This window comes from Saezia sanguinis (assembly GCF_003991585.1).
GTDB classification, from domain to species: domain Bacteria; phylum Pseudomonadota; class Gammaproteobacteria; order Burkholderiales; family Burkholderiaceae_C; genus Saezia; species Saezia sanguinis.
The window spans coordinates 281,087-306,012 of sequence record NZ_PQSP01000002.1 but is presented as its reverse complement, the minus strand read 5'-3'; the positions used below and the strand labels follow the sequence as shown (position 1 = coordinate 306,012).

23 protein-coding genes, 1 tRNA gene and 1 riboswitch are annotated in these 24,926 nt (G+C 51.8%); of the genes, 9 read left to right on the top strand and 15 right to left on the bottom strand.

Features of this window, described 5'->3' with window-relative positions; genetic code table 11:
- Nucleotides 1-184 precede the first annotated feature (184 nt).
- The 5 genes from hemC to CUZ56_RS05465 all read left to right on the top strand — a co-directional run bounded on the left by hemC (nucleotide 185) and on the right by CUZ56_RS05465 (nucleotide 4,972).
- Nucleotides 185-1,153 carry a hydroxymethylbilane synthase gene (gene hemC, locus CUZ56_RS05485; protein ID WP_126979040.1) on the top strand — a complete coding sequence of 323 codons (969 nt, stop codon included), beginning with the start codon at nucleotides 185-187 and terminating at the stop codon, nucleotides 1,151-1,153.
- A 39-nt stretch (nucleotides 1,154-1,192) separates the two neighbouring features.
- Nucleotides 1,193-1,942 (top strand): uroporphyrinogen-III synthase, encoded by a 750-nt coding sequence (locus CUZ56_RS05480; RefSeq protein WP_126979038.1) that lies wholly within the window; start codon nucleotides 1,193-1,195, stop codon nucleotides 1,940-1,942.
- Nucleotides 1,939-3,366, top strand: coding sequence for a uroporphyrinogen-III C-methyltransferase (locus CUZ56_RS05475; RefSeq protein ID WP_126979036.1), 1,428 nt, complete (start codon nucleotides 1,939-1,941; stop codon nucleotides 3,364-3,366). Before CUZ56_RS05480 ends, CUZ56_RS05475 begins: the two co-directional genes overlap by 4 nt.
- Nucleotides 3,367-3,387: 21 nt before the next feature.
- Entirely contained in the window at nucleotides 3,388-4,650 is a 1,263-nt protein-coding gene (locus CUZ56_RS05470; protein WP_126979034.1) for a heme biosynthesis protein HemY, read from the top strand.
- A 79-nt stretch (nucleotides 4,651-4,729) separates the two neighbouring features.
- Nucleotides 4,730-4,972 carry a hypothetical protein gene (locus CUZ56_RS05465; RefSeq protein WP_126979032.1) on the top strand — a complete coding sequence of 81 codons (243 nt, stop codon included), beginning with the start codon at nucleotides 4,730-4,732 and terminating at the stop codon, nucleotides 4,970-4,972.
- 24 nt (nucleotides 4,973-4,996) lie between these two features.
- On the opposite strand, the gene CUZ56_RS05460 is transcribed toward CUZ56_RS05465, so the two are convergent.
- From CUZ56_RS05460 to ribB, 8 genes are all read right to left on the bottom strand, one after another.
- Entirely contained in the window at nucleotides 4,997-5,938 is a 942-nt protein-coding gene (locus CUZ56_RS05460) for a phosphatidate cytidylyltransferase (RefSeq protein WP_126979677.1), read from the bottom strand.
- Between the two features lie 2 nt (nucleotides 5,939-5,940).
- Nucleotides 5,941-6,579, bottom strand: a complete 639-nt coding sequence (locus CUZ56_RS05455) for a lysophospholipid acyltransferase family protein (protein WP_126979030.1) — start codon at nucleotides 6,577-6,579, stop codon at nucleotides 5,941-5,943.
- A 10-nt stretch (nucleotides 6,580-6,589) separates the two neighbouring features.
- Nucleotides 6,590-7,054 (bottom strand): hypothetical protein, encoded by a 465-nt coding sequence (locus CUZ56_RS05450; protein ID WP_126979028.1) that lies wholly within the window; start codon nucleotides 7,052-7,054, stop codon nucleotides 6,590-6,592.
- The gene (locus CUZ56_RS05445) at nucleotides 7,051-8,457 is read right to left on the bottom strand and encodes a phosphatase PAP2/dual specificity phosphatase family protein (RefSeq protein WP_126979026.1); all 1,407 of its coding nucleotides are present in this window, start codon (nucleotides 8,455-8,457) and stop codon (nucleotides 7,051-7,053) included. The genes CUZ56_RS05450 and CUZ56_RS05445 overlap by 4 nt, the downstream gene beginning before the upstream one ends.
- Before the next feature lie 30 nt (nucleotides 8,458-8,487).
- Nucleotides 8,488-10,344 carry a bifunctional alpha/beta hydrolase/class I SAM-dependent methyltransferase gene (locus CUZ56_RS05440; protein ID WP_239442064.1) on the bottom strand — a complete coding sequence of 619 codons (1,857 nt, stop codon included), beginning with the start codon at nucleotides 10,342-10,344 and terminating at the stop codon, nucleotides 8,488-8,490.
- Nucleotides 10,345-10,353: 9 nt separating this feature from the next.
- Nucleotides 10,354-10,953: a CDP-alcohol phosphatidyltransferase family protein gene (locus CUZ56_RS05435; RefSeq protein WP_204250849.1), complete on the bottom strand. Its 600-nt coding sequence runs from the start codon at nucleotides 10,951-10,953 to the stop codon at nucleotides 10,354-10,356.
- Nucleotides 10,954-11,139: 186 nt separating this feature from the next.
- On the bottom strand, nucleotides 11,140-11,595 hold the full coding sequence (locus tag CUZ56_RS05430; RefSeq protein ID WP_239442062.1) for a GNAT family N-acetyltransferase: 456 nt from the start codon (nucleotides 11,593-11,595) through the stop codon (nucleotides 11,140-11,142).
- A gap of 19 nt (nucleotides 11,596-11,614) precedes the next feature.
- Nucleotides 11,615-12,289, bottom strand: coding sequence for a 3,4-dihydroxy-2-butanone-4-phosphate synthase (gene ribB / locus CUZ56_RS05425; protein WP_126979020.1), 675 nt, complete (start codon nucleotides 12,287-12,289; stop codon nucleotides 11,615-11,617).
- A 157-nt stretch (nucleotides 12,290-12,446) separates the two neighbouring features.
- Nucleotides 12,447-12,625: riboswitch (FMN riboswitch) on the bottom strand.
- A gap of 287 nt (nucleotides 12,626-12,912) precedes the next feature.
- On the opposite strand from ribB, the gene CUZ56_RS05420 reads away from it, so the two are divergent.
- Nucleotides 12,913-12,988 (top strand) — tRNA-Lys (locus tag CUZ56_RS05420).
- Between the two features lie 640 nt (nucleotides 12,989-13,628).
- Here the strand turns inward: CUZ56_RS05420 and CUZ56_RS05415 are convergent.
- The 3 genes from CUZ56_RS05415 to CUZ56_RS05405 form a co-directional block, all read right to left on the bottom strand.
- Nucleotides 13,629-14,015: a hypothetical protein gene (locus CUZ56_RS05415; RefSeq protein ID WP_126979019.1), complete on the bottom strand. Its 387-nt coding sequence runs from the start codon at nucleotides 14,013-14,015 to the stop codon at nucleotides 13,629-13,631.
- 108 nt (nucleotides 14,016-14,123) lie between these two features.
- Nucleotides 14,124-14,717: a toxin-antitoxin system YwqK family antitoxin gene (locus CUZ56_RS05410; protein WP_126979017.1), complete on the bottom strand. Its 594-nt coding sequence runs from the start codon at nucleotides 14,715-14,717 to the stop codon at nucleotides 14,124-14,126.
- 798 nt (nucleotides 14,718-15,515) lie between these two features.
- Nucleotides 15,516-16,130, bottom strand: a complete 615-nt coding sequence (locus CUZ56_RS05405; protein ID WP_126979015.1) for a hypothetical protein — start codon at nucleotides 16,128-16,130, stop codon at nucleotides 15,516-15,518.
- A 728-nt stretch (nucleotides 16,131-16,858) separates the two neighbouring features.
- On the opposite strand from CUZ56_RS05405, the gene aceB reads away from it, so the two are divergent.
- The 3 genes from aceB (at nucleotide 16,859) to aceK (ending at nucleotide 21,617) form a co-directional block, all read left to right on the top strand.
- On the top strand, nucleotides 16,859-18,454 hold the full coding sequence (gene aceB / locus CUZ56_RS05400; RefSeq protein WP_126979013.1) for a malate synthase A: 1,596 nt from the start codon (nucleotides 16,859-16,861) through the stop codon (nucleotides 18,452-18,454).
- Nucleotides 18,455-18,487: 33 nt separating this feature from the next.
- A complete protein-coding gene (aceA, locus tag CUZ56_RS05395) occupies nucleotides 18,488-19,798 on the top strand; it encodes an isocitrate lyase (protein ID WP_126979011.1) in 1,311 nt (436 codons plus the stop codon).
- A 76-nt stretch (nucleotides 19,799-19,874) separates the two neighbouring features.
- A complete protein-coding gene (gene aceK, locus CUZ56_RS05390; protein ID WP_204250831.1) occupies nucleotides 19,875-21,617 on the top strand; it encodes a bifunctional isocitrate dehydrogenase kinase/phosphatase in 1,743 nt (580 codons plus the stop codon).
- A gap of 88 nt (nucleotides 21,618-21,705) precedes the next feature.
- Here aceK and iclR read toward each other — a convergent pair whose 3' ends face one another.
- From iclR to CUZ56_RS05370, 4 genes are all read right to left on the bottom strand, one after another.
- Nucleotides 21,706-22,533, bottom strand: a complete 828-nt coding sequence (iclR, locus tag CUZ56_RS05385; RefSeq protein ID WP_126979009.1) for a glyoxylate bypass operon transcriptional repressor IclR — start codon at nucleotides 22,531-22,533, stop codon at nucleotides 21,706-21,708.
- A gap of 153 nt (nucleotides 22,534-22,686) precedes the next feature.
- Nucleotides 22,687-23,316: a Tat proofreading chaperone DmsD gene (dmsD, locus tag CUZ56_RS05380; protein WP_162615260.1), complete on the bottom strand. Its 630-nt coding sequence runs from the start codon at nucleotides 23,314-23,316 to the stop codon at nucleotides 22,687-22,689.
- A 119-nt stretch (nucleotides 23,317-23,435) separates the two neighbouring features.
- The gene (locus CUZ56_RS05375) at nucleotides 23,436-24,287 is read right to left on the bottom strand and encodes a dimethyl sulfoxide reductase anchor subunit family protein (protein ID WP_126979005.1); all 852 of its coding nucleotides are present in this window, start codon (nucleotides 24,285-24,287) and stop codon (nucleotides 23,436-23,438) included.
- Nucleotides 24,288-24,289: 2 nt separating this feature from the next.
- A complete protein-coding gene (locus CUZ56_RS05370) occupies nucleotides 24,290-24,925 on the bottom strand; it encodes a DMSO/selenate family reductase complex B subunit (RefSeq protein ID WP_126979003.1) in 636 nt (211 codons plus the stop codon).
- Nucleotide 24,926: the final 1 nt, after the last annotated feature.

The window sequence follows — 24,926 nt, the reverse complement described above, 5'->3', positions numbered from 1 at the left end:
AGCCGTTACTGGCCCGCAGCACCATCACCAAGCGTTTTGGATACCCTTGCACATCAGCAATTCCGGCGAGCCCGCTTATAATGGCAGCAGCGGCACTGCAACAAAAGAACTGTGCGCACAGCAAGCACTTTTCTCCTTGTATTGCCCACCTCAACTTATTGTTTTATACCTGTTCAGCCCGCCCATGGAACCGTCAGCAACACCCTCTTCACTCCTCATTGCAACACGTGAGTCACGGCTTGCACTGGCGCAATCAGAACAAATCGCCGAAACGCTGCGCCAGCGCTTTCATTTCCAGGTCGGGCTGCTCGGCATGACAACCCAGGGCGACCGGGTACTTGACCGTGCGCTGTCGCAGGTTGGCGGCAAAGGCATTTTTGTCAAAGAGCTGGAAGCCGCCCTGATGCAGGGCCAGGCCCATCTGGCGGTGCACTCGCTCAAGGATGTGCCCATGGCTTTGCCTGAAGGTTTTGTGCTGGCCGCCATCCCCCGGCGGGAGGACCCGCGTGATGCATTCGTTTCCCACAAATACGCCAGTTTGGATGAGTTGCCTGCAGGTGCCACAGTCGGTACATCCAGCCTGCGCCGGCAGGTTCTGCTGCACGCCATGCGCCCCGATCTTCAGATCGTTATGCTGCGCGGCAATCTGGACACCCGGTTACGCAAGCTTGACGATGGTGCATACGATGCCATTGTGCTGGCTGTTGCCGGCTTAAAACGCTTGCAGCTTGAAGAGCGTATTCGCTCAGTTTTTGATGTGCAGCAGATGATTCCCTCCGCCGGGCAAGGTGCATTGGGAATTGAAATGCACCAGTCTCAACCGGAACTGATCAAAGTCATCGAGCAGCTCAACGACCCTCATGCGTTGGTAACCTGCACCGCAGAACGTGCCGTCTCCCGCGCGCTGGGCGGCAATTGCAGCGTGCCGCTGGCCGCACATGCAACATGGCACCAGCCCGACCAGATACGCCTGGATGCTGCCTGGGGCGACATTCACGGCAAAATACCTTTAATCCGCAGCACCCAGTTGCTCCAGCTGGCACCCCAAACCCCGCTGGCCATTGTGCTGCAACAGGCAGAAACTTTAGGGCAACAGGCCGCCTCCGATCTGGTTGCACAAGGCGCCCAGATTGCCCCGGCCACCAGCGCCTGAGCGCAAGTTTGCCTTTGAAGCTTTGGAGGAAAGCGCGCCATGAAAACCGTCATTGTGACCCGCCCGCTCCACCAGGCCCAGCCCTGGATCGAAGGGTTGCAGCAGCACGGCTTCTCTGTCAGACACATTCCCTTGCTGTCTATCCAGGCTGTTGCCGATAACCAGCCATTGCATCATGCATGGGCTCAGATCGACCAATACACATGGGTTATGTTTGTCAGCGCCAATGCTGTCCATTACTTTTTTAAAGGCACTCAGCATGTCCATTGGCCCTCTCACCTGCGTGCCGGTGCCACCGGTAACGGTACCACCAAAGCACTGACGGCATCTGGCGTTGCAGCACATTTGATTGACCAGCCCGCAGAAAATCAGCCGGAAGATACGGAACATCTATGGCAGCAAATTGCTGACCGCCACTGGAGTGGTACACAGGTGTTGCTGGTACGGGGCCGCAGCGCAGGCAACCGGCCGGAGCGTAACTGGCTGATGCATCAGTTGCAACATGCCGGTGCCCAGGTTCAATGCCTGGCGGTATACCAGCGTTGCGCCCCTGTATTTTCGGCTGACGACCTGTTGTGGCTGGGCAGCCACGATGCGCGCAATTCCTGCTGGATTTTCAGCAGCTCAGAAGCCATAGAATACCTTCCTGACTATGACTGGGCACAAACTACTGCTATAGTGACACATCAACGCATTGCTCAGGCAGCGCATAAAGCCGGTTTCGGTCATGTGGTTTGTACCCGACCAGACCTTCTCTCTCTTGTAGATTCAGTAAAATCCGTTGTATGAAACCAACATCACCCAATACCTCTGATCAGCCAGTGTCTCAAGAATCTACGGATCATAAACCGGTTCAAGAGAACAAAAAAACAGATAAAAGCACTGAGGCCACTCCAACATCAGGGGCCCCAGCGCAAACACCGTCTGCTGCCGATGCAGCACCGGCTAAACAAACACCCCAGACACCAGCGAAAGAAACGCCCAAACCTGCTGCTGCGCCACAGCACGAGGCAAGCCGTCCCGTGCACGGCAGCATTCCCCCGGCAACGCCACCTGCTCCGGCAATGCATGCAGGATCAGCACCCAAGCACCCATTTTCATGGGCAGGTGCGCTGGCCATTGCATCGTTGATTCTGGCTGCTGGCGCATCGGTCTGCGCCGTGATGGTGTGGCAACGCATGGGGCAAATGGAGCAACAGCTCCAGTTCAGCCAGCAAGGCAGCAGCAGCGCCGCAGAAGCAGCCAAAGTGCTGGCGCAGCAGTCGCTGGACATGTCAAACTCTGTCAGCGGCAAACTGGCACATGCCAGCGCGCAACTGGACAGCCTGAGTGAGCAAAGCAACCGCATTGACTCGTTGATTCAGTACATCAACAACGCCAAAACCGAAACGCTGTCGGCAGACCTGCGCACAGCGGTTCAGTCAGCGCAACTGCAAACACAACTGACCGGCAGCGTTGAACCTTTGCTGATTACCCTGAAAGCCATCGATGACCGGCTGCTGCAGGATAACCAGTCAGTGCAGTCCCCACTGCGCCAGGCCATTGCACGCGATATGGAAACCATCCGCAATGCGCCGGTGCCTGACCCTGTCTTGCTGTCAACACAGATCAGCGAGCTGATACGCAAAGTCGACACAATGCCGCTGATGATTGATCCGCCGCCACTGGATACACCGCCAGCATCAGCGCCAGTCGTTGAGCAACAAGCCGTGTCGGCCCAACCAGATGACACTGTTGCACAGACGGATACGGATACAGCCCCTGCGCCGCAAGCTCCTGCTGCCAATGAAACGCCAGCAGCCCCGGCACCCGAGCCCAGCTTCTGGCAAAAATCATGGCAATGGACCACCGCCAAATCTGCACAACTGGGCTCTGCCGTATGGGACGAGCTGAGCGGCCTGGTTGTTGTCAGGCCCATCAACAACCCCGATGCCGCCCTTTTGTCACCAGAGCAAGGCGCGATCCTGCGTGAAAACATCAAACTGCGTTTGCTGAACCTGCGTATTTCCGTACTGCAACGCCAGTTTGCGTTGGCGCAAAGTGAACTGCAGGACCTTCAGGATGTCATCACACGCTATTACAACCCCAACTCCAGAGCCGTGCAGGATATTCTGGGCCGTCTGAAAGCCCTGCAGTCAGGGATGCAAAGTGCGCCACTGCCCCAGCCCGAAGCCACTCTGGGCGTATTGGCAACCATTGATACCCGTCATTAAAAAGCACAGGAGTAAAAAAACATGCGTTGGGTTATCTGGCTTTTAATGATTTTTGCAGCCGCAACGCTGGCTGCCCTGTTTGGTGTAGAAAACCAGTACTCTGTTGTGTTCTACATGAAAGAAAACAGCTACCAGATCAGCTTTAATTTTTTTGTCATTGCGGCAATTCTGATACTGGTAGCAGGCTACCTCCTGGCCCGGCTGCTGGCCAACCTGCTGAATCTGCCCAGCGCCACACGCCGCTGGCGCGACCTCAGGCGCGAACGCCATGGCAACACAGAGCTCAATGAAGCCATTTTGCAGTATCTGGCCGGCCGCTATTCACGCACCGTGAAAAGCGCCAACAAGGCCATCAAGGCGTATGAAAAAAACCGCTCGCGCCGTGAAAAAATTGACGGCACGGTTGAATTCGGCGTTGTTGCCCACCTGATGGCTGCTGCTGGTGCCAACCGACTGAAAGACAAAGAAACCTACACCGAACAAATGAACCTGGCTTTAAAGCTGGCTGAAAAATCCAGGCTGAGCGATGCACCCGATGGTGTCCGCCTGCAACAGGCACAATGGCTGATTGAAAACCGTGAGCCTCAGGCAGCCCGTGCTGCCATCGGCAAGCTTGACCCCGGTGTGGCGCGCCGCATTGCAACACTGCAAATGCAACTCAAGATTGACCGCATGGAAGGCGCTCCCTTGGCAGCGCTGCATACGGCCAGAATGCTGATCAAGCACAAAGCCTATGAGCCGCAGAAAGCCGAACAGATCATCAGCGACCTGGCATCCCAGGTACTGGACTCCGCCACAGATCTGCCGCAGTTGAAAGACCTGTGGGAAAAACTGGATGCCAAAGAACGCAAGCTGCCCGCCGTGATTGCACATGCCGCATGGAAATATGCCCAGTACCATGATGCCGCAACCGCATGCAGCCTGATTGCCACATGCTGGAGTGACATCAATACGCTGCCGGAAAATATCCGCACCCCATTGCTGATAACGCTGGACCTGGCCATGTCCGGTGCCGATGAAAGCTGGCTCAAACGCATTGAGCAAACACACAACCAGGCGCCGGAAGACCCGATGCTGACCTATCTGGCAGGCCGCGTCTGCGAACAGCACCAGATTCTGGGGCGCGCACAGATGCTGCTGGACCAGATTGTGCGAAACGAACAACTGTCGGCCGCACTGCGCCAGCGCGCTTTACTGGCACTGGCAAAAATGGCAGAAGATAGTAACGAGACAGAAAAAGCTGCTGCGTACTATAAAGAAGCCGCACTGCTTTTTAATGCGTAACAAAATGAAAGACACTTTTTATGAGTGTCTTTCACTTACTTTGTTACTCTCAAGCGCTCACACTTAAAAGAATAAAAATATGATTACCCGTACTGACTTTAAGCCATGGATATTGGAAGCACTCCAAAGTCTTGGATGCAAAGGGTATCCTAAAGATGTCGCAAAATACATCTGGGAAAAGAAAAAACACATACTCCAGAACTCTGGAGATATCTTATATACATGGCAATATGACACCCGATGGGCCGCCTTGGCTCTCAGGAAAGAGGGCAAGCTCAAAGCCGTAGATGGTCGCAAAGATTTACCTTGGGAAATTGCTTGAGTAAAGACAGCTGTTTTATTACATTTAAGCCCAGAAATAGCGGATCAGATGGAAGAAAATCGGTGCCGAAAAACTGATTGAATCCACACGGTCCAACATGCCGCCGTGCCCTTCGATCATATTGCCCCAGTCTTTCACACCGCGGTCGCGTTTGATGGCTGACAGCACAAACCCGCCAAAAAATCCCATGAGGTTAATGGCCAGCGCAATCAACGCCGCCTGCCACATTGAAAATGGTGTGATCCACCACATCGCCGCCCCCATCAGGGTGGAACTGGCCACACCGCCAATCAGTCCTTCAAGGGTTTTGGATGGCGAGATCTGCGGCGAGAGTTTATGCCGCCCAAGCAGTTTGCCCCAGATATACTGAAATACATCGCTGGACTGTACCGTCAGAATCAAAAAGACAATCAGCAGCGCATTGGCACCCTCATACCCCGGAATTTGCAGCGACATCAGTGCCGGTACATAAGACAGGCAGTACACGCAGATCATCAGGCCCCACTGCACCTGTGCTGCACGTGACAAGAACTGCTTGGTATCTTCTTTCAGCGCCGCAGAGATGGGCAGCAGCAAAAACGCATACACCGGAATCAGAATGCTGAACAGCCCATACCAGTCAAGCCCAATGAGAATGTATTGCAGCGGCAGGAAGAAATAAAAGCACCAGACCAGTGCATGGTGGTCTGCAATGCGCGTTTTGGTGACAGAAATATACTCCCGCAGACACTGAAACGATATAAACCCGAATAAAACCAGCAGGCCCAGCTTGCCAACCCAAATGGCAATGCCGATGAAAATGATCATGGCCCACCAGGCCTGAATGCGGGTATTCAGATTATCAATCACGGTATGCGGCTTGTGCGCGGCAAAATGCCACTTGAGCACCCGACCCACCAGACTGAAAAAGACCAGCGCCACAAACAGGCCGGCAAATACAATGCGCAGCGCTTCTGCAGACGTCATGCTCATAATTCTTCCTCCTTCTCCTTGGAAGGCTGCAGATTCAGCAATGCATTTCTGGCACGTTCCAAGAACTCCTCTTTGGTTTCCTGCGGCTGCAAGTGCATGGCCGGGCCAAAAATCAGTGTGCAAATCAACGGCACCGGCACAATTTCACCTTTGGGCATGACACGCCCCATGTTTTCCAGCCATACGGGAACCAGTTCAACCTCCGGATGCGCTTTGGCCAGATGGTAGATCCCGCTTTTAAACGGTTTAACGCCTTCATCCAGGTTGCGCGTACCTTCCGGAAAGATAATGAGGGAAGATCCTTCGCTGAGCGCGGTAACCATCTGCTCAACCGGATTGGGCGAAGTTTCCGAGCGGTTACGGTCAATCAGCACGCTCTGGAAAACCTGCCCGGCCAGATACTGTTTGAACTTGTTGGTTTGCCAGTAGTCTGCGCCCGCCACCGGACGGGAACGGTAACGAATCGCCGGCGGCAATGCCGACCACAGCAACACGATATCAGCGTGGCTGCGGTGATTGGCAAAATAAATACGCTGTCGCTCTTCGGGTGCGTTGTCCTGCCAGATTACCCGCGCACCGGTTATCAGTTTGACAAAACCACAGATGGTTGCACCAACCAGTCGTTCAAAAGCCATAAATTAAAAACTACATGAAGTAACCTGCTAGTATAGATGACATCAGCAGCGCTGTTTGCACAGCCAAGCAGATTCCTTGGCAATATAAAAGGCGCAATGCCCCCTGCCACCGGTCATGTAATGCCCGTACCGGTAATGACTGCCGGCAGACCGCCGTGTCAAACGCCGCCATTGTTGCCTCAGGGTTGGCCTGGCCGGATATCTGCCACTGATGCAGCCACTGAGAGAACACATACGCATCAAAACGGACCCTCGCCGCATAATAAAACTGCATGGCCGCTGCAATCAGACTGGAAAGCGCCAGCCAGCCCTGCCATGAAAATGCCTGCGGCCCAGCAATCAATACCACCAGCGCCGCCAGTACCAGAGCCAGACTGACCACCCACAGCAAGACCTCGGTACGTAAAGTGCCGATGATCACAACCATCCGGGCCAGCAACTGTTCCTGCGATGCGGGCAAATGCTCATGGTTCATGGTGCAACCGTTTCTTTTTGCATCATGCGCCAGCTTGCTTCAAGCGCCTGCCAGTGCCTTGGGCTGATCATTGTACGTGCGCGGTGCTGTTGCACTTTTGCCAATGCTTCTTCAACACCTGCCGCCTGCCCGCTCCAAAGCAGCCAGGCCGCCACACAACTGGCACTGCGGGAATAACCCAGCGCACAGCAGACCAGTACCCGGTAGCCCTGAGAATGCAGATGGTCAATGTCCTGCGCAGCGCGCAACAGCTCATGAGGTTGCGGCGCAATCAAATCCATGCAGGGTTGCCCCTTGTACACATATGTCTGCCCGGCACCGCGTGGCGCCCGCATTTCTGCCGTCAGGTCGTACAATGCATTCACCTCATAGCGGCGTATGTCTTTTCGCGTAGGAATACGCCCCAGCCACACCTGGCCGCTGATATGATCGGGTTGTGGATGGCGGCGCGTCCAGCCGCGTGAGTTCAGCCACAACCCAAGCAGGCACGGCCACATCAGCACGGTCAATGCCATGCTGTGAGCCCCCTGCCGTTTCTGGAAACCATGTACACCCGGGCCGATATAAATCAGTGCCAGCATCCATAAAGAAACGGCAATCCACAAGCCCCACAGCCACACGCCACCCAGCAGCACCCCAAAAACAGCAACCAGCAGACCGCTAAATGCATAAATCAATGCCAGCCGCCAGTGCATGGCTGTACGTTGCCAGCGCCAGCCGCTTAAAGGGGAGCGCCCCTGCTCCGGCCACAGCCATATACACAACAACCCCACCAGTGCGCCGGTTGGCACATCAATGAAATGGTGCTGGTAAGTGGTCAGCACAGAAAGACCGATCAGCAGCGCCCAGGCGTGCACAACCCAGCGCCAAATACCGCGTGTATGCAAAGCAAACTGGTACCAGATCACCATCAGCAAACCAATATGCAGCGAAGGCGCCTGGTTATAAGGCCGGTCAAAGCTCATCAGCACATTAAACAACGCACCAAATACGCCATCTGTCACTGGCCGCTCAAAGCTGAAGCGCAATGGAAACAACAGAAAACAGGTTACGGAAATGATCTGCACGCTCAGCAAGCGCAATGCATGGCGGTCCACCGCTTTAGGGCTGCGGCACAGCAGAAAAGACAAGCCGTAAAGCAGATCAATTGACCAGTAGGGAATGATGCTCCACGCCCAAAAAGGAATATGCACTTCCCAGGCAAATACCATAACCCGGGAGACTTCATGCTGCTGAGCCCAATAATTGGCAAAGCCATAACTCAAAAAGAAAAAAGGCCCCAGAAACAGCAGCCATGCAAGACTGCGCCGCCATTGAATGGCAGAAGATCGCGCCCCCGCATGCACAGCAGGAGCATCAGTGGCATAACGTGCCGCATGATCTGGAGAAGTTGCTCTTTTCATCTGTCAAACTCTGATGTTTTCCATGCCACTTTAAACAGACTTCCGTCTGCGTGCCAGCGACACCGTGAAAATGCCCCACTCATCTATGCGCTGCTCAATTTTTTCAAACCCTGCAGCTTCAACCAGTTGATCCATTTCGGCCTGAACACGGCGGCGCATGACCCATGCCACACCATCACGGTGGCTGGTTAATGCACGCGCAATCATCTCCAACTGCGGGTGCCAGGGCTGCCCGGTATAGATCAGATAGCCACCCGGTTCAATAGCATCCGCCATACCTGCCAAAGACCGGCTAACCATATCATTGTCGGCAAACAGCTCGTAAAGGCCAGAGACAATTCCCACCGTAGGCGCCGGTGTTACCGCAGCAACGCTGCTGCGGTCAAAAGCGTCTCCTTTTTCAAACCGTGCTATATGTGTCAGCCCCTTGTCTTGAATCAGTTGCTGCCCCTGCTGCACATTCAACTCGCTGAAATCACGCAGCACAATTGATTCGGGCTGCTGTGCCGATTGTGTCAATGCTTCCAGCACATAGCGCCCATGGCCGGCTGCAATATCCAGCACCCGCAACGGCTTGCCGTCACCCGCCAACATGGACAATGCCTTGCGCAGCAGCTCCTCGATATGGACCTTGCGCTGCCGGATACCACGCCAGCCAATGGCATTGAGGTAATAACGGTCAATCAACCGGCCCAGCGGGCCGCTGCCTGTAGGCTGATTCTGGTATACATAATCCAGTGTGCTGCCCGAGTCAAAACCCGTTTCATGCCCGATACGAACCCCTTTGGAAAGAAAACGCCCCAGCTTCATGTTGGCCCGGTAAGCGGCCCAATAAAACCCTTTGGGGCTGAGCAGCGAAAGCGGCCGCGCCAGCACCTGGGCTTCTGCATAAGTGGCGCCCTGCCGGTGTGCATTTAACAGGTTGACTGTTTCGGCCGGGTTGTCAAACTGATGCAAAATAAACGTACGCACTTTATCTATTGCGACGTGCCGGTTTTTTTCGCCCAGCGTGTCGTGGAAAAAACCATCCAGCACATGCTTTTCTTTGACGGAACTGCCCAGCCGGTCAAAAAACTGGTGTTGCGGTTTGTGGTGCACCACCCAGTCATTGCCCGAAATCAGCAACTGTGTCGGCACTGTAATGGCATTAGCATCCTGCACCACACGTTCACCAGCCTCATACAGCCCCAGCAGAATACGGGCTGAAATGGCTCTGGTAATGAGCGGGTCCGTGTCATAAGACTGCTGCCGCGCTTTATCATGCGTCAGGTATTTTGCCTTGACATAGCTGTTGACAAAAAAGTTGCCTTTGACCTTATGCCACAGCTTTATCGCCGGGCGGGCCAATGGCACATACAGCTTCACCTTGAATGCTGGCGAAGCCAGTACCAGACAGCGGATCTTTGGCGCATAATCGTGCGCCCATGTGCTCACATACACGGCACCGACACTTTGAGCCAGTACCACCATATCCTGGCAGGCAATCCCATACGTCTGATGAATATGGTCGATAAACGTCTGCACATCGCGTACCGAAGCACCAAAGCTCGGGGCGTCGCCACGCACACCGGGAGAATTGCCGTGCCCACGTGCATCCCAGGCAAAAAAATCAAAGTCGGGCATATTCAACTCAGACACCAGATGCGCCATACGTCCCGAATGCTCATGCCCGCGGTGAAACATCACCACACAACCACGCCGTGGTGCAGTGGCTGGCCAGTGGCGGTAAAACAGATCCACGCCATCATGGGTTGCAAAATGTGCGCACTGCACAGGACGCTGCTGCAACTGCAGTGAAGCATCTTCTGCCTCTGCAGGCACATTTTCTGAATTCAAGGAAACTGCTGAACTGCTCATGATATTCTCCTGTGTTGTTCTGGTTGTCATGCATGCTGCTTATTTGGCGCAAGCCAAACCGCTGCGCACGCGATTCACGATATTGATGGCAATTGCCAATGCAACCAGCGGCATGATCCAGAATGCCCAGGAAGGCAAAGAACCTGCAACAGCAAACCACAACCCCAGCGCACCAAATACAAATGCCCTATCGCTTTTACCCATGGGGCCGTTATATGCACGCGGCGCACCCACCATTGGCCCCAATGCTCCAGCCATCTCTGACACCACACTCAGAAAAATCACCAGCCCGACACTGCCCCAGCCAAACGGTGCCACCATGACAAACGGCAGATACAGCGCAGCATCGGAAACCACATCGGTCAGCTCGTTCAGATAAGCCCCTAACACTGACTTCTGCCCGAACTCGCGTGCCAGCATCCCGTCAATGGCATTGAACGCCATGCGTACAAACATCCACAAAGGCAGCAATAAAAACAGAAAACGATACGGCAGAAAATACAGTAGCAGCCCCAGGGCAACAGAAATTGCTGCGGCGCACAGCGTCACAGCATTGGCCGTGACGCCTTTATCGGCCAGACGTGTTGCCAATGGCCGCAATAAAGCCTGAAAACGGGGTTTTAACTGGTAAATGGTGATCATGTCTTTTTATCCTCTGAATGCCTGCGCATACAACAGGCACGGTTTTTCATGAGCACATTCTACTGAAGCCTTGGGGGAATAAATACGAAAATCACAAAGTAGCAGATAACAGTACCGCTTGTATCAGCAGACAATACAAGCGGTACTGTTTTTGAGAAAATACCCGGAAAACACAGCGTGAGGTCAGCTGTTTTCCCCACCTTGCATAATGAAAGAATAGCGCCTGATATCTGTGCGCGCTTTCCACCCCAGATGGGTCCAATAATCTTGGGCTGCCAGGTTGTCTGCCAAAACATCCAGATGGCATTTATAAATGCCTTGCCGGGTCAACCCGTCCAGACAATGTTGCACCAGCTTGCGCGCAATGCCCTGCTGACGGTAATCAGGCAGCACCAATACATGCTGCAAATAGCCCCGCCGGCCGTCATGCCCACACATGGCACAGCCGACAATCCGGTTAGCAGCGACAGCAACAAAACTCAACCCAGGGTTACGCTGCAGGTAGCAAGTAATGCCTTCGCGCGAATCCGCCTCACGGACAACCACACCCGGGGTATGCTGCATGAGGTGCAGCACCGCATCATAATCGGCCAGCGCCATGGGCCGTATGCCGGCAGCTTCAAAGTGACGATCTGCCATGGTAGCCATCGCTCGAAAATCAGCACCCCATACGCTGCCGGTAGGTCACCAGATCCTGCACGGTAATCACCGCCAGATCATTCTTGCGGGCATACTCCACCACCTGGGCGCCACGGGTCATTGTGCCGTCGGGGTTCATCAGTTCACACAACACCCCGGCCGGACGCAACCCTGCCAGGCGGGCCAGATCAACCGCAGACTCGGTATGCCCGCGCCGCTCCAGCACACCACCATCGCGCGCCGCCAGCGGAAATACATGCCCGGGGCTGACAATGCGGTTGTCTTCTGCGGTAGAAGCCAAGGCCGCACGGATAGTGGTGACCCTATCCACCGCACTCACGCCTGTACTGACCCCGTCTCGGGCTTCAATACTGACCGTAAATGCCGTGCCATTGCGGCTTTCATTATGTTCCACCATCTGGCGTAGCCCCAGCATTTTTGCATCAGCCGCAGGCAGGCACAGGCACACAATACCGCTGCCATCACGAATCATGGTCGCCATGCTGGTAACGCTTATTTTTTCGGCCGATCCGATCAGATCCGCCTCGTTCTCCCGGTCTTCATCATCCTGCACAACGATCAGCTTACCTTGCTGAAAAGCATGCAGCGCTTTTTCAACCCGCATAACCGCCTGGTCATCAGACGTAGGCAGAACAGTTTTGGCTGAGGTAGAAGTAATAGTAGCTGTAGACATGAAACGCTCTTCGTAAAAACAATGGACGATGAACGCTTCGGGGCGGGCAGACGAACGAGATATACAACGCGCTAACCATTAGCGCATCTGCAGTCTGCACCATCAATGACAAGCCAAGCTCGGTCAAAGCCGCCTGCCATGCATATATGCAGACACCACTCTTCTTCTTTCATCCGGACTATAACCGTCGGCTCTGGCATCTGACCAGATCTGCTTGACCCCAGCGAAGCAATGCAGAAAATATGTCTGAATTCCCTCAACTGAGCGCTCGCGGGCTTATGGTGCATAACACCATCTACCGCCGGTGGGGATTTTCACCCCGCCCTGAAGACGTATGCATGTATTGTATACCGGTTTTCCCGGCAATACTGTTGCGTCATATGCAAAATACTTTTGCCAGCAGGTGTTTCATTATGCCCGGCATGAGGCTGCATCAAAGATATTGCAACTGCTTTTACGGGTTCAATGCACGAAGGATGCATACAAAAATACACTCTCCGCCATACCTGCGGAGTGTTGGTCCGTATACGCCCCCTTATATATGCATGGCTTCTTTAAAAAGAGGCTTGCGGGCTTTTTTAGCGATGCGTTATAATTATCTGCTTAAGATGAAATCGCACCGTGGGTCGTTAGCTCAGTTGGTAGAGCAGCGGACTCTTAATCCGTCGGTCGAGCGTTCGAGTCGCTCACGACCCACCAATAAAAACAATAGGTTAGCTTTATCCAGAGCTAGCCTTTTTTGTTTCATATTCCTACCATGGGAATATGATTGCTTCCTGAGTGCATCATCCGCCCCCCATGCACGCTAACTCTCTGGCTCTACTTTCTTCAGCCGTTCTTGCAACTTCTGGGTATTTCTCTGTGCATCCGTCAGACACGACAGAAGGACAATGATTCTTGTTCATGCCCTGCCTTGCATTCTTCGGCAGTAGCAGTATGACCAAGAGGTTTAATGGTGTTTATTGCAAAAACCCTCTTTTAAGATACAATTTATATACATGTTTAAGTTGCCTTCCACTTAACATGCATTTATAACTACTAATCACCGTATATTGGGCTCGCTGGTGTTCCCTTCCTGCGAGCTCTTTTTATTCTCCCACCTGTTGCCCTAACTCCCTGATGCAACGCTCCGAACCCTCGAATCACATCGTCTTGAATGAAAATCATCAGAAAGCCTCCCACGCCTGTGGCTGGCACTTCAATTATCTGAATCACATCATCCCTGGACTGTCTTGAATAGGTTTTTTATTTCCTGATCAGTGCTTTTCTTTTTTCATAAAAAGCCACCGACTTGATCGTAAGCGGCTACCAAATTATTAGATGAACAAAGGTTGCTACATTATTTATAGCAACCAGTAGGTTGTGATTGATAGATCTTCGATCCCGAGGAACACTTCAACGGCAATGTAATGGAAGGTGTGTATTGTGTCTCCGCAATTTGGCACTGAACAAGCATTTTTTGTCCACTCTGTAATCCAGGCACTCTCCAGTAGTATCCTGTATAGGTAAATGGGGGCAATGTACTCCATCCAGTATTTGAAGTAGCCTGGTTATATGCGACCTGCAGTTTGCACAAATCATCAATGCTATCCCCTTGGGCCGTGACAACATTAAAGTAATCAGTATCTGTATACATGTCTGACACTCTTGCTCCAGGAATTTGCCCAAACGACACAGAAGCAAATCCCATACCAATTATTACTGCGGCAATCAATTTCTTACTCATAGATTTCTCTCCTGTTAAAAATGACGCTCTATGATCGCAGCCAAGCGGTGGTTTATGTGAACGAAAAAACCGCCTCGAGAGGCGGTTTGTGTATCGCTAAAAACTTTGCTATTTACTGAACTCTTGAAAGTTAATCAATTTTCCATGCTCAAAAGTCTCTTCATACCACGAACCATCCTCACTTTTGCAAACCCATACTCCATGCCTCTTCCCTTGAACATAGTTGCCACTTGAAATCTCACCATTTGGCAGATACTCGGTCCAATGGCCATGCTTTATGCCGTTTCGGAAAGCCCCCTCTTTATCAACCTCACCATCACGATCATAAGACCGATACACGCCATCTTTTCCATCATCTACATAGAAAAGGTTCATCTGTGCATCTTCAATGGACATCATCGTAAACGGATCTGTGAACTTAGCTTCTATTTCTTCCGTGCGTGGGTCATACACCTTCCCAAGCTCCATTCGGTCTGCTATTTTGGTGTAAAAATCCTGCACCAGCACTTTACCGTCAGTCGTTATACCTAAAAATACTCTGACACACCAGCCAATGGCTGCCTGTGAGCAAAAGCCATTGACAATAAACTCACCTTTCTCCCATGGCGCATTTGCTGTAGCTACAGGATCGATCTTATATGGATCGTTGCTGCATCCAGCTATCACAAAAACACAAAACAATATTGTTAATATTTTTTTCACTGATTTTTCCTCCATTCCCACGACGAAACGGGACTCTTGTCTACCAATAAGTCGTGCCTGTTGCCTTTGGCTTCCTCTTGTATTCGGGATAAGTGCTGATGATCGTTTACACACAGATCATAACTCAGACCATATCTGCTCTGACCTGTCCAGCATCCCCTGCAAGATACATCAGCGACCAATCGACCACAGCGGCCTGCGTCAGGCACTGTCCATTTTAAAGACATCGATGGCAACAACGCTCACCGGTATATTAAAAAATTGCTAAGCCACAATTTCCGCTTTATTGTCTGAACTCTTACGTTCGCAGCAAAACAAAGTCAAATGCATGCATCAGCTTCGGGATTCAGAGGCCGGTCCTTTGCGCTCGCATGCATAATAGTGAGGGCATATACTGCTGAGCCAGATAGCCTTTCTGACTGCTGTATGCACAGTGCCCCCCATACAGATGACATTGCCCTCTCTGTCAAACACTGCTGGCCTGAAACCTATCACATCAACTGTCAGATTATTTTTATCGAGGTAGTCCTGTAACTCTTGATCCAGCTTCATACCTTGCCCCTTCAAACACGTCATGAAATAAAGCACTCAAAATAGTTTTCGGTAGAGCAGCCAACTTCATTACTCTATGCTTCGTATTATGGGGAGCCGTGTGAAAAAACAATGAAATTTGTGTGAAGTGTTGTGCGTTGCATTCCTATCATGGAATCAATCACCACCTCTGTGATCGCTCAATAAAAAAACCACCTTTCCAATGGACTGGTGGTTGCTATATCGCTGGGCAAATGTGCGACGGTATCAATGCCTGAAAATCTTGTCATAAAAAAAGATAACGTCTCGGGGACTTGCCAGACACTCCTGTAAAAGGCTCTTCTCCAATACATATTGGGCTGTTCTCCAGTCTTCCTGCATAGCCTGGACAATGCTGGACGGCATGTTTTGTTGCATGCGCAGATACGCCGCCCGGTCTATATCAAGTATTTTTTTATACAGTTCAATATCGACCGCGGGAGCGTAAATCAGCGGAATCCGCCGCCGGTTTGTAGAAGCAGCATCTGCCGCCGACGCAACCATGACTTTGACTGTCATATCACAATAATGGCTGATATTTTCACGTGTGGGAGAAATCTTGCGATCCGCATCAACCGGCTCAAGATATGCCGTATTCTCCTGTGCATAGCGCAAAACCATATCTTCTATGACCTGACTGGCTGCTTTAATGCTGGTACCTTGCTCAATTTGGTTATAAAGCTCAATATAAACCTCATACCAGGTCACTAGACACTCTTCTGTTGTACACGTATCACGAAACATAAAAGCCACACGCACCATCTCTTTTAGTTCGGGAGGATTACCGTGCTTTACCCTGATCCGCTGGTATTGCGCAGACAACTGGTCATCCAGGCGGGACAATTTTCCAGAGCTACATATGATTTGGTAGACCCCTGTATTGAACTTGTTGCAGTCAAAGCTCACTGCATAAACTGCAACAGGCGCCACAAGCCATAAAACACAAAATAGACGAAGCATGCGTGCTGCCATCAGATATCCTTTGCTGAAAAAATTTGTCGGCATCGCCTCTTTCTTTTGCAAAATAAGCGCTTACCTGTACCCGCATTTTAAGTTTCTGATTTTGCATGGCAACAGCAGCACATGCCCAAATCGCTTCTTTTATTGTCTTTTTTTCATTTTACAAAATATTTTTGGAAATTATTTTTAACATTAAATTTCAAATTTTTCATTGCACAATAAAAAACGTTTTCTAAGGAAAACCCTAATGTTTTTGCTATGCAACATAAAAAATAACACCCTCACAATGCAGTAGCCTCAAACTTCAAACAGATAAAAATCATTTAAATTCAATTAGATAAATAATAAAAAACAACTTGAAAACTGATTTTTATAACTACCCTTAATCTACCATCATCTAATCCCAACTGTTTTATATTGATTTGCATTGCAATGCAAAAAAGTGCTATATTTTGCCGAAATTTCATATTTTTGGAAACCGTTTTTATTTTTATTTAAAATCAATGTCGCTTTCCGTTGTGTATCCCGAAAGTATCTGATGCGTTCAGACTCAGGAGAAGCAAAGTAAAGCACAACTTCAGCGCAATGCCATATCAAAGAGGAGAGTGAGTATGCAAGCAGTCGTGGAAACCGGTTTGGAGTTTACGCAGAAATTTGGCGCGCAGGAAAAACAGATTCTGACCGTAGAAGCACAAAACTTTTTGTCAGAACTGGTCACCCGTTTCACATCGCAGCGCAATGCACTGTTAGCCCAGCGCACAGTCATCCAAAAAGAAATTGACAATGGCAAACTGCCTGACTTTCTTGCAGACACACAATCCATCAAGAAACAGGAGTGGAAGATTCGCGGGATTCCTGCTGATCTGCTGGACCGCCGGGTGGAAATCACCGGTCCGGTCGAACGCAAAATGGTCATTAACGCGCTCAACGCCAATGTCAAAGTGTTCATGGCCGACTTTGAGGACTCTCTGGCTCCGTCATGGGAAAAAGTGATTGAAGGCCAGATCAACCTGCATGATGCGGTCAACAGAACCATCTCCTACACCAACGAGAACGGCAAACTGTATCAACTGAAAGCCGACCCGGCTGTATTGATCTGCCGTGTGCGCGGGCTGCACCTGCCTGAAAAGCACGTACTGTGGGAAGGCAAGCCCATTCCTGGTGCGCTGTTTGACTTTGCCCTGTATTTTTACCATAACTATCAGCAACTGCTGAAAAACGGCAGCGGCCCTTATTTCTATTTGCCTAAACTGCAGGCATATCAGGAAGCTGCCTGGTGGAGCGAAGTGTTCAGCTTTACGGAAGACAGCTTTAACCTGCCGCGTGGCACCATCAAAGCCACCGTGCTGATTGAAACGCTGCCTGCGGTATTTCAGATGGATGAAATCCTCTACCACATGCGCGATCACATTGTCGGTTTGAACTGTGGCCGCTGGGACTATATTTTCAGCTACATCAAAACGCTGAAAAACCATGCTGACCGCGTTTTACCTGATCGCCAGTCTGTCACCATGGATAAGCCATTCCTCAATGCTTACTCGCGTCTGCTGATTAAAACCTGTCACCGGCGTGGTGCATTTGCCATGGGTGGCATGGCTGCGTTTATACCAAGCAAGGACGCTCAGCAAAATGAAATTGTTTTGCAGAAAGTACAAGCAGATAAAGAACTGGAAGCCCGCAATGGTCATGACGGCACCTGGGTTGCGCATCCTGGCTTGGCAGACACTGTCATGGCTGTATTTGACAAAGCCCTGGGCAGCAGGCAAAACCAACTGGATGTGATGCGCGAACAAGATGCCGCCATTACGGCCAATGAATTGCTGGAACCCTGCCCGGGCGAACGCACTGAAAACGGTATGCGTGCCAATATCCGCGTGGCGCTGCAATACATTGAAGCCTGGATTTGCGGCAACGGCTGTGTGCCTATTTATGGTCTGATGGAAGACGCTGCCACGGCAGAAATTTCACGCACCTCCATCTGGCAGTGGATACGGCACCAGAAAACACTCAGCGACGGGCAAAAGGTAACCAAAGAGCTGTTCAACCGGCTTTTGGAAGAAGAGTTCAACGTTGTCAAGCAGGAGCTGGGCGAAGCACGCTTTAACAGCGGACGCTTTGCCGAAGCCGCCAAGCTGATGCAACGCATTACCACACAGGATGAACTGATAGATTTTCTGACTTTGCCCGGTTACGAATTACTGGACTGAACCTATTTTTAAATGACATAAGAGGAGACAAACATGAAAGCAACCCGCGCTCAACAGATTCAGCAATTACAGGAGTCATGGAAGCAGGACCGCTGGAAAGGAATTAACCGCCCTTACAGCGCTGAAGAAGTGATCAGCCTGCGCGGCTCGGTCAACCCGGAATGCACGCTGGCACAGAATGGAGCCGCCAAATTGTGGAAGTTGCTGCACGGCGAATCCAAAAAAGGCTACATCAACTGCCTGGGGGCATTGACTGGCGGCCAGGCGCTGCAACAGGCCAAAGCAGGCGTAGAAGCTGTTTACCTTTCCGGCTGGCAGGTTGCAGCAGATGCCAACCTGGCTTCCACTATGTACCCCGATCAGTCGCTGTATCCGGCCAACTCAGTGCCTGCCGTTGTTCAGCGCATCAACAACACCTTCCGCCGTGCCGACCAGATTCAATGGGCCAATGGTATCGAACCAGGTGATCCAAAATTTGTTGACTACTTTCTGCCAATTGTCGCTGACGCCGAAGCCGGATTTGGCGGTGTGCTGAATGCATTTGAACTGATGAAAGCCATGATCGAGGCAGGTGCCGCCGCAGTGCACTTTGAAGACCAGTTGGCCTCTGTGAAAAAATGCGGTCACATGGGTGGCAAGGTGCTGGTGCCCACGCAGGAAGCCATTCAGAAACTGGTGGCTGCACGGCTGGCAGCAGATGTGATGGGCGTGCCTACCCTGGTCGTGGCCCGTACCGATGCAGACGCCGCCGACCTGCTGACCTCGGACTGCGACGCTTATGATGAAGCATTCATCACCGGGGAGCGCACTGCAGAAGGCTTCTTCCGCACCCGTGCCGGGGTTGAGCAGGCCATCAGCCGTGGCCTGGCCTATGCGCCTTATGCAGACCTGGTCTGGTGTGAAACCTCCACGCCTGACCTGAATGCCGCTCGCCGCTTTGCCCAAGCCATACACGAACGTTTCCCCGGCAAACTGCTGGCGTACAACTGCTCGCCTTCTTTCAACTGGAAGAAAAACCTGGACGATGCCACCATTGCAAGCTTCCAGGCCGATCTTTCAGCCATGGGCTACAAATACCAGTTCATCACACTGGCTGGCATCCACAGCATGTGGTACAACATGTTCGATCTGGCACACGCCTATGCGCAGGGCGAAGGCATGAAGCACTACGTGGAAAAAGTGCAGCAGCCTGAGTTTGAGGCCGCCTCTAAAGGCTACACCTTTGTCGCGCACCAGCAGGAAGTGGGAACCGGTTACTTTGACAAGGTCACCAACGTCATTCAGGGTGGTGCATCTTCTGTCACCGCGCTGACTGGCTCCACAGAAGAAGCCCAGTTCGTATAACAGCAACTGTGTTGCATCTTTTCTGACCCCCGGGGCATACACCCGCATGTATGCCCCGCCTACTCCTGGCAAAATCATGCATACAGAAAGCCTGGCACTCAAAATGGAACAGCTGGTTGCACAAACAATTCTGCAGGGATTTGACGCGCAATATGGCCGTTTTCTGGAAGTCACATCAGGAGCCCAGAGCCGCTTTGAGCAGGCTGACTGGCCAGCAGTGCATGCCGCCATGAAAAAACGTATCCATCTGTATGACCACCACGTCGGGCTGGTGGTGGAACAGTTGAACTGGATTGTCGGCTCCAAATGCCATGATGCCGAGTTTCTGGGACGCGTCAAAGAAATATACACCAGGCTGCTTACCGAGTACCCACGCTTTGAAATTGCCGAGAGTTTTTTCAACTCGGTTTACTGCCGCTTGTTCCACCATCAGGAACTCACGCCCGACAAGCTGTTCATTTTCAGCTCACAACCGGAAACACGTTTTCGCGAAATTCCCCGCCCCCTGTCGCTGGATTTTCCCCTGTCTGCCGGGGTACGCGAAAGGCTGCGGGTGATCCTTTCCCACACGCCGCTGCGGCTGCCGTGGGAAGATCTCGCACGCGACATTGGTTACATCCACGACCACCTGCTGCAACACTTTGGTGAGCAAGCACTGAAAACCGGTGTATTACAGGTTTTCAAAGAGTTATTTTTCCGCAATAAAGCCGCCTGGCTGGTCGGCAAAGTCAGGCTGGCAGACGGCACGGTTCATCCCTTCTTGCTGCCGATTCATCAGAATAAAAACCACGAACTTTATATCGACACCTGCCTGACCGAGTTTTCTGAGGCCAGTACCGTGTTCAGCTTTGCGCATTCTTACTTTATGGTGTATGCCCCGCTGCCTGCCGCACTGGTCGAATGGCTCAGGGAAATTCTACCCACCAAAACCACTGCTGAACTGTATATGGCGATTGGTTGCCAGAAACACGGCAAAACAGAATACCACCGCGAATACCTGAACCATGTTGCACAATCAAGCGAACAGTTCATCATTGCGCCCGGCATCAAAGGCATGGTAATGCTGGTGTTCACACTACCGTCATTCAACCGGGTATTCAAAGTGATCAAGGACCGCTTTGCTCCCCAGAAAGAAGTCACGGCAGAACACGTACGTGCCTGCTACCGCCTGGTCAAGGAGCATGACCGTGTCGGCCGCATGGCAGATACACAGGAATATGAAAACTTTGTCATTGACAAACACCGGTTAAGCGATGAACTGCTGGAAGAACTGCAGCGTGAAGTACCGCTCAAACTGGAAGACCTGGGCGACAAAATCGTTATCAGCCACCTGTACATTGAACGGCGCATCACACCGCTCAATATCTATCTGGACAATGCCAACAAAACGCAGTTGCGCGATGCACTCGAAGAATATGGCAATGCCATCAAACAGATGGCTGCCGCCAATATTTTTCCTGGCGACATGCTGTTTAAAAACTTTGGCATCACACGGCAAGGCAGAGTCGTTTTTTACGATTACGATGAAATCTGCTACATGACCGAAGTGAACTTCCGCAACATTCCGCCACCCCGATACCCGGAGGATGAGCTGTCAGCAGAGCCGTGGTACACCATTGCTCCCAATGATGTTTTCCCGGAAGAGTTTCGTCACATCATCTGCCATGATAACGACACATTCCAGATGTTTTCAGAAATGCATGGTGATTTGTTCGAGGCCGATTACTGGCGCCAATTGCAACAACGCATCCACAATGGTGTATTTGAAGACGTTTACGCGTACCGAAAGAAAAAACGCTTTGCTGTACGAGCCGACTGAAAGGGCGTGTTAACACGCCCTCAATGTCCTACGCCGTCACAAGGTGCCGGCTGTCCATGCTTGCACCAGACGCCGCATTTTCTGAAAATTACGGTTTATGCAAACCGCCATAGGCCAGGGTGATTTCCTTGGTGGCCTGCATCACCATGGCGCCCAGTTCTGTAACCCTATCATCGGGAATACGTGACACCGGACCCGAAATGGAAATGGCTGCACAAGGCTCCTGATGCTCATCCAGAATACTGGCTGCAATGCAGCGCAACCCCAGTGCGTGCTCTTCATTATCATACGAAAAACCACGGACACGGATCCGCCCCAGATCCTCTTTTAACTGGACTGGAGAGCAGAGCGTATGCGGCGTGTAAGCATGCAACCCTTTTTTATGAAACAGTGCCGAAAGTTCTTTATCGTTCAGTGTGGAGAGGAATGCTTTACCGGCACCGGATGCATGCATGGGCAGCTTGCCTCCGATCGGCGCAGACATGCGCATCAGCGCATTGCACTGCACCTGGTCAATGATGATGGCTTCCATTTCGTATTTATCCAGCACCGCAAGGTTCACCGTCTCACCGGATGCTTCCATCAGCCGGCGCAACATCGGATGCACAATGGCCAGCAGATTGCGGCTTTGCAGAAAGCTGCTGCCCACCACAAAAGCATGTGAGCCGATAGTCCACAGACCGAGATCACCAACCTGTCGCACAAAACCCTGCTGTTGCATGGTGGTCAGCAAGCGATGTGTTGTAGAGTTCGGCAACCCCGCCTGTTGGGCCAGATCTGTCAATGCAACGCTGCCATGCGCTTCGGCAATCAGTTCCAGCAACCTCAGTCCACGGGTTAAAGACTGCACCTGTCCGGTATTGGCCGCAGAGGCCACCGTTTTTTTACCACGTTTCGCTGGTAGCTGAGTAGACATGACACCTTCCTTTGAAATATGGAATATATTTTCGCTATTTGGAAACGAAAAGCAATAGATATATCCCTAAACGAAAGAAAGTGTCAAGAAAATGCATCATTGATCATACAATCGGCGACCAAAATACCGTCAGTTCCAAATCTGGCCAGGCATTCAGAAAAACAGGGGCAGATCCTGAGCCTGCACATGAATACGTTGTGCCAAACTATCCAGACTCAGTTGCGCGAGTTCTGCCAGCCCTTCATAAAAAGGTACCTGTGCATGTTCTTTTAACAATGCCAGGTAACGCGCACTCCATGGCAGCATATGCTGAGCCAGCAAGGTGCATAAAGCCTCGTCCATTTCTTTTTCAACAAACCCGGCAGCATACCAGAACATCAGCCCGATATGATCTTCCGGTTCATGCATGCCTGTATCGACAAACATGCCGTGTTCTCTGAGAAAGCTGCCCAACCAGATAGAACTTTCACCAAAAATAACGTTCTCTTTATCCAGATATACAGACCCCCAGGGCGGTGCATACAGGTGATGCGGCCCGATAAACAGCCGTTGCCAATGCGCATCCAGTTCATGCAGATCTTCGGTAGCAAACAGGCAGGACTGGATGTGCTCAAGCTGCTGCGCTGAACCAAACGGCCAGTTTGCCGCCAGCCCCTGTGTTTTCAGCATTGAAAATAATGGAACAAGTGCATCGTCGGAAGGTTGTGTTCTCAACAGTGTGCCCAGCATTTTCAGACTGGCAACGATATAAGGCCTCTCGGTTGCAGAGATATCAGAATTCATAAGATCCGTCGTAGAAAGCATTGTTATGAAACCGCCGATTTTCACATCAAAATGAAAAGGGCACAGCGCCAGCGCATGTGCCCACCTCGCTTAACAGGGGTAGCTGTAGAGCGTTTGGTTCAGACCAGCCCGACCGTCATGTAAAGCGCATAAAACACACCCCGGCCAATGCCCTCGCCAACAACCATCAGGCACAACACGACAATGGCCACAACAGGTGCGTTATTCTTCTTCACAAACTGGCTGACCAAAATGCCTACGCCTAACGCCAGCAGGATAAAGCGCCATGTCTGCAGCATTGCCATATCCGGCGACAGTTCAGATGCCGCCTGAATAGAAGAATGGATATGCGGCAACATGGCAGCCACATTGATCGTGATGACCGCAGCCAGCACAATGGCAATACAGGCCACTGTTACCAGCAGGAAATTGATGCCGCGCGCTGATGCGACACTGACACCGGCCATTTTAAACAGCACATTCGCCAACGCCGCACCGCCAAGCAATGCCGTTGTGACAAAAGCAAACGGCGTTGTCCAGTTGTCCCATGTCGGCACAGTAGACATCATGTAAAAGCTGGTCATGGCCCACAGGAAAATAACGCTCACAACCAACCCGGCGGCAAGCAACAGCTTCCTGAGACCAGGCGCTTTGCTCCACACGGCCAGCAACCAGGCCAAGCCGCCACAGGCAATGAACAGGGGGCCGAACAAAGACTCATTGCTCAACGGTGCCTGCCCGACACGGATCAGCGCATTGCCAGCCCTGAACGGAGACCCCAGGTGGAACGCCGAGCAGAGAAACCCGATACCCACAAACACCCAGATCAGCAGCATCATTTTTTCCAGCCTGCGGCTGGCGTGTTCACCGCCAGCGTTGGCAAGCACGGCAACCGCACAGAACCAATATGCACCAATGGCACACTGCGCCAGAACGGTAAAAATCATCAAAGGCCATTCATTCCATCCCATGATCACACCTCTCTCGGGTTACCCAGAAAGCCGCTGTTGTCGCCGGCAGGACGCGCTTTTGCGTTTGGCTGGACAACAAGACTGGGGGTTGTATAGTTTGCAGCAGGCAGCGGTGCAATGGCTGCCAGTTCGCCATACTTGGCACGCAATTCTTCTATCGGGCCAAAATCAAGCGCTCTGAGCGGACAGGATGCGACACACACCGGTTTTAACCCTTGCGATACACGCTCATGACAGCCGTCACACTTGGTCATGTGGCCTTTTTTCGCATTAAACTGCGGTGCCCCGTAAGGGCAGGCCATGGCACACGATTTGCAGCCAATGCACACATCTTCATTCACAATCACCAGGCCATTATCCTCACGCTTGTGCATAGCACCGCTGGGGCATACTTTCACGCAGGCCGGGTCGGCACAGTGGTTACAGGCAATTGACGTGTAGTACGCAAAAACCTCCTGCCGCCAGACCTGGTTTTTCCCTTCTCCTTCGGGCAACCATTCTCCGCCGACATATTCATACACCCGGCGGAAATTCACATCCACCGGCAAATCCTTATAGTCTTTGCATGAAAGCTGGCATGTCTTGCAGCCCGTACAGCGGGCTGTATCAATCATGAAGCCATATTGTTGTGTACTCATT

Excerpts from the sequence above, each read along its gene's own strand:
- hemC (WP_126979040.1), top strand. The coding sequence starts at position 185 with ATGGAACCGTCAGCAACACCCTCTTCACTCCTCATTGCAACACGTGAG.
- CUZ56_RS05480 (WP_126979038.1), top strand. The coding sequence starts at position 1,193 with ATGAAAACCGTCATTGTGACCCGCCCGCTCCACCAGGCCCAGCCCTGG.
- CUZ56_RS05475 (WP_126979036.1), top strand. The coding sequence starts at position 1,939 with ATGAAACCAACATCACCCAATACCTCTGATCAGCCAGTGTCTCAAGAA.
- CUZ56_RS05470 (WP_126979034.1), top strand. The coding sequence starts at position 3,388 with ATGCGTTGGGTTATCTGGCTTTTAATGATTTTTGCAGCCGCAACGCTG.
- CUZ56_RS05465 (WP_126979032.1), top strand. The coding sequence starts at position 4,730 with ATGATTACCCGTACTGACTTTAAGCCATGGATATTGGAAGCACTCCAA.
- CUZ56_RS05460 (WP_126979677.1), bottom strand. The coding sequence starts at position 5,938 with ATGACGTCTGCAGAAGCGCTGCGCATTGTATTTGCCGGCCTGTTTGTG.
- CUZ56_RS05455 (WP_126979030.1), bottom strand. The coding sequence starts at position 6,579 with ATGGCTTTTGAACGACTGGTTGGTGCAACCATCTGTGGTTTTGTCAAA.
- CUZ56_RS05450 (WP_126979028.1), bottom strand. The coding sequence starts at position 7,054 with ATGAACCATGAGCATTTGCCCGCATCGCAGGAACAGTTGCTGGCCCGG.
- CUZ56_RS05445 (WP_126979026.1), bottom strand. The coding sequence starts at position 8,457 with ATGAAAAGAGCAACTTCTCCAGATCATGCGGCACGTTATGCCACTGAT.
- CUZ56_RS05440 (WP_239442064.1), bottom strand. The coding sequence starts at position 10,344 with ATGACAACCAGAACAACACAGGAGAATATCATGAGCAGTTCAGCAGTT.
- CUZ56_RS05430 (WP_239442062.1), bottom strand. The coding sequence starts at position 11,595 with ATGGCAGATCGTCACTTTGAAGCTGCCGGCATACGGCCCATGGCGCTG.
- ribB (WP_126979020.1), bottom strand. The coding sequence starts at position 12,289 with ATGTCTACAGCTACTATTACTTCTACCTCAGCCAAAACTGTTCTGCCT.
- CUZ56_RS05415 (WP_126979019.1), bottom strand. The coding sequence starts at position 14,015 with ATGAGTAAGAAATTGATTGCCGCAGTAATAATTGGTATGGGATTTGCT.
- aceB (WP_126979013.1), top strand. The coding sequence starts at position 16,859 with ATGCAAGCAGTCGTGGAAACCGGTTTGGAGTTTACGCAGAAATTTGGC.
- aceA (WP_126979011.1), top strand. The coding sequence starts at position 18,488 with ATGAAAGCAACCCGCGCTCAACAGATTCAGCAATTACAGGAGTCATGG.
- aceK (WP_204250831.1), top strand. The coding sequence starts at position 19,875 with ATGCATACAGAAAGCCTGGCACTCAAAATGGAACAGCTGGTTGCACAA.
- iclR (WP_126979009.1), bottom strand. The coding sequence starts at position 22,533 with ATGTCTACTCAGCTACCAGCGAAACGTGGTAAAAAAACGGTGGCCTCT.
- dmsD (WP_162615260.1), bottom strand. The coding sequence starts at position 23,316 with ATGAATTCTGATATCTCTGCAACCGAGAGGCCTTATATCGTTGCCAGT.
- CUZ56_RS05375 (WP_126979005.1), bottom strand. The coding sequence starts at position 24,287 with ATGGGATGGAATGAATGGCCTTTGATGATTTTTACCGTTCTGGCGCAG.
- CUZ56_RS05370 (WP_126979003.1), bottom strand. The coding sequence starts at position 24,925 with ATGAGTACACAACAATATGGCTTCATGATTGATACAGCCCGCTGTACG.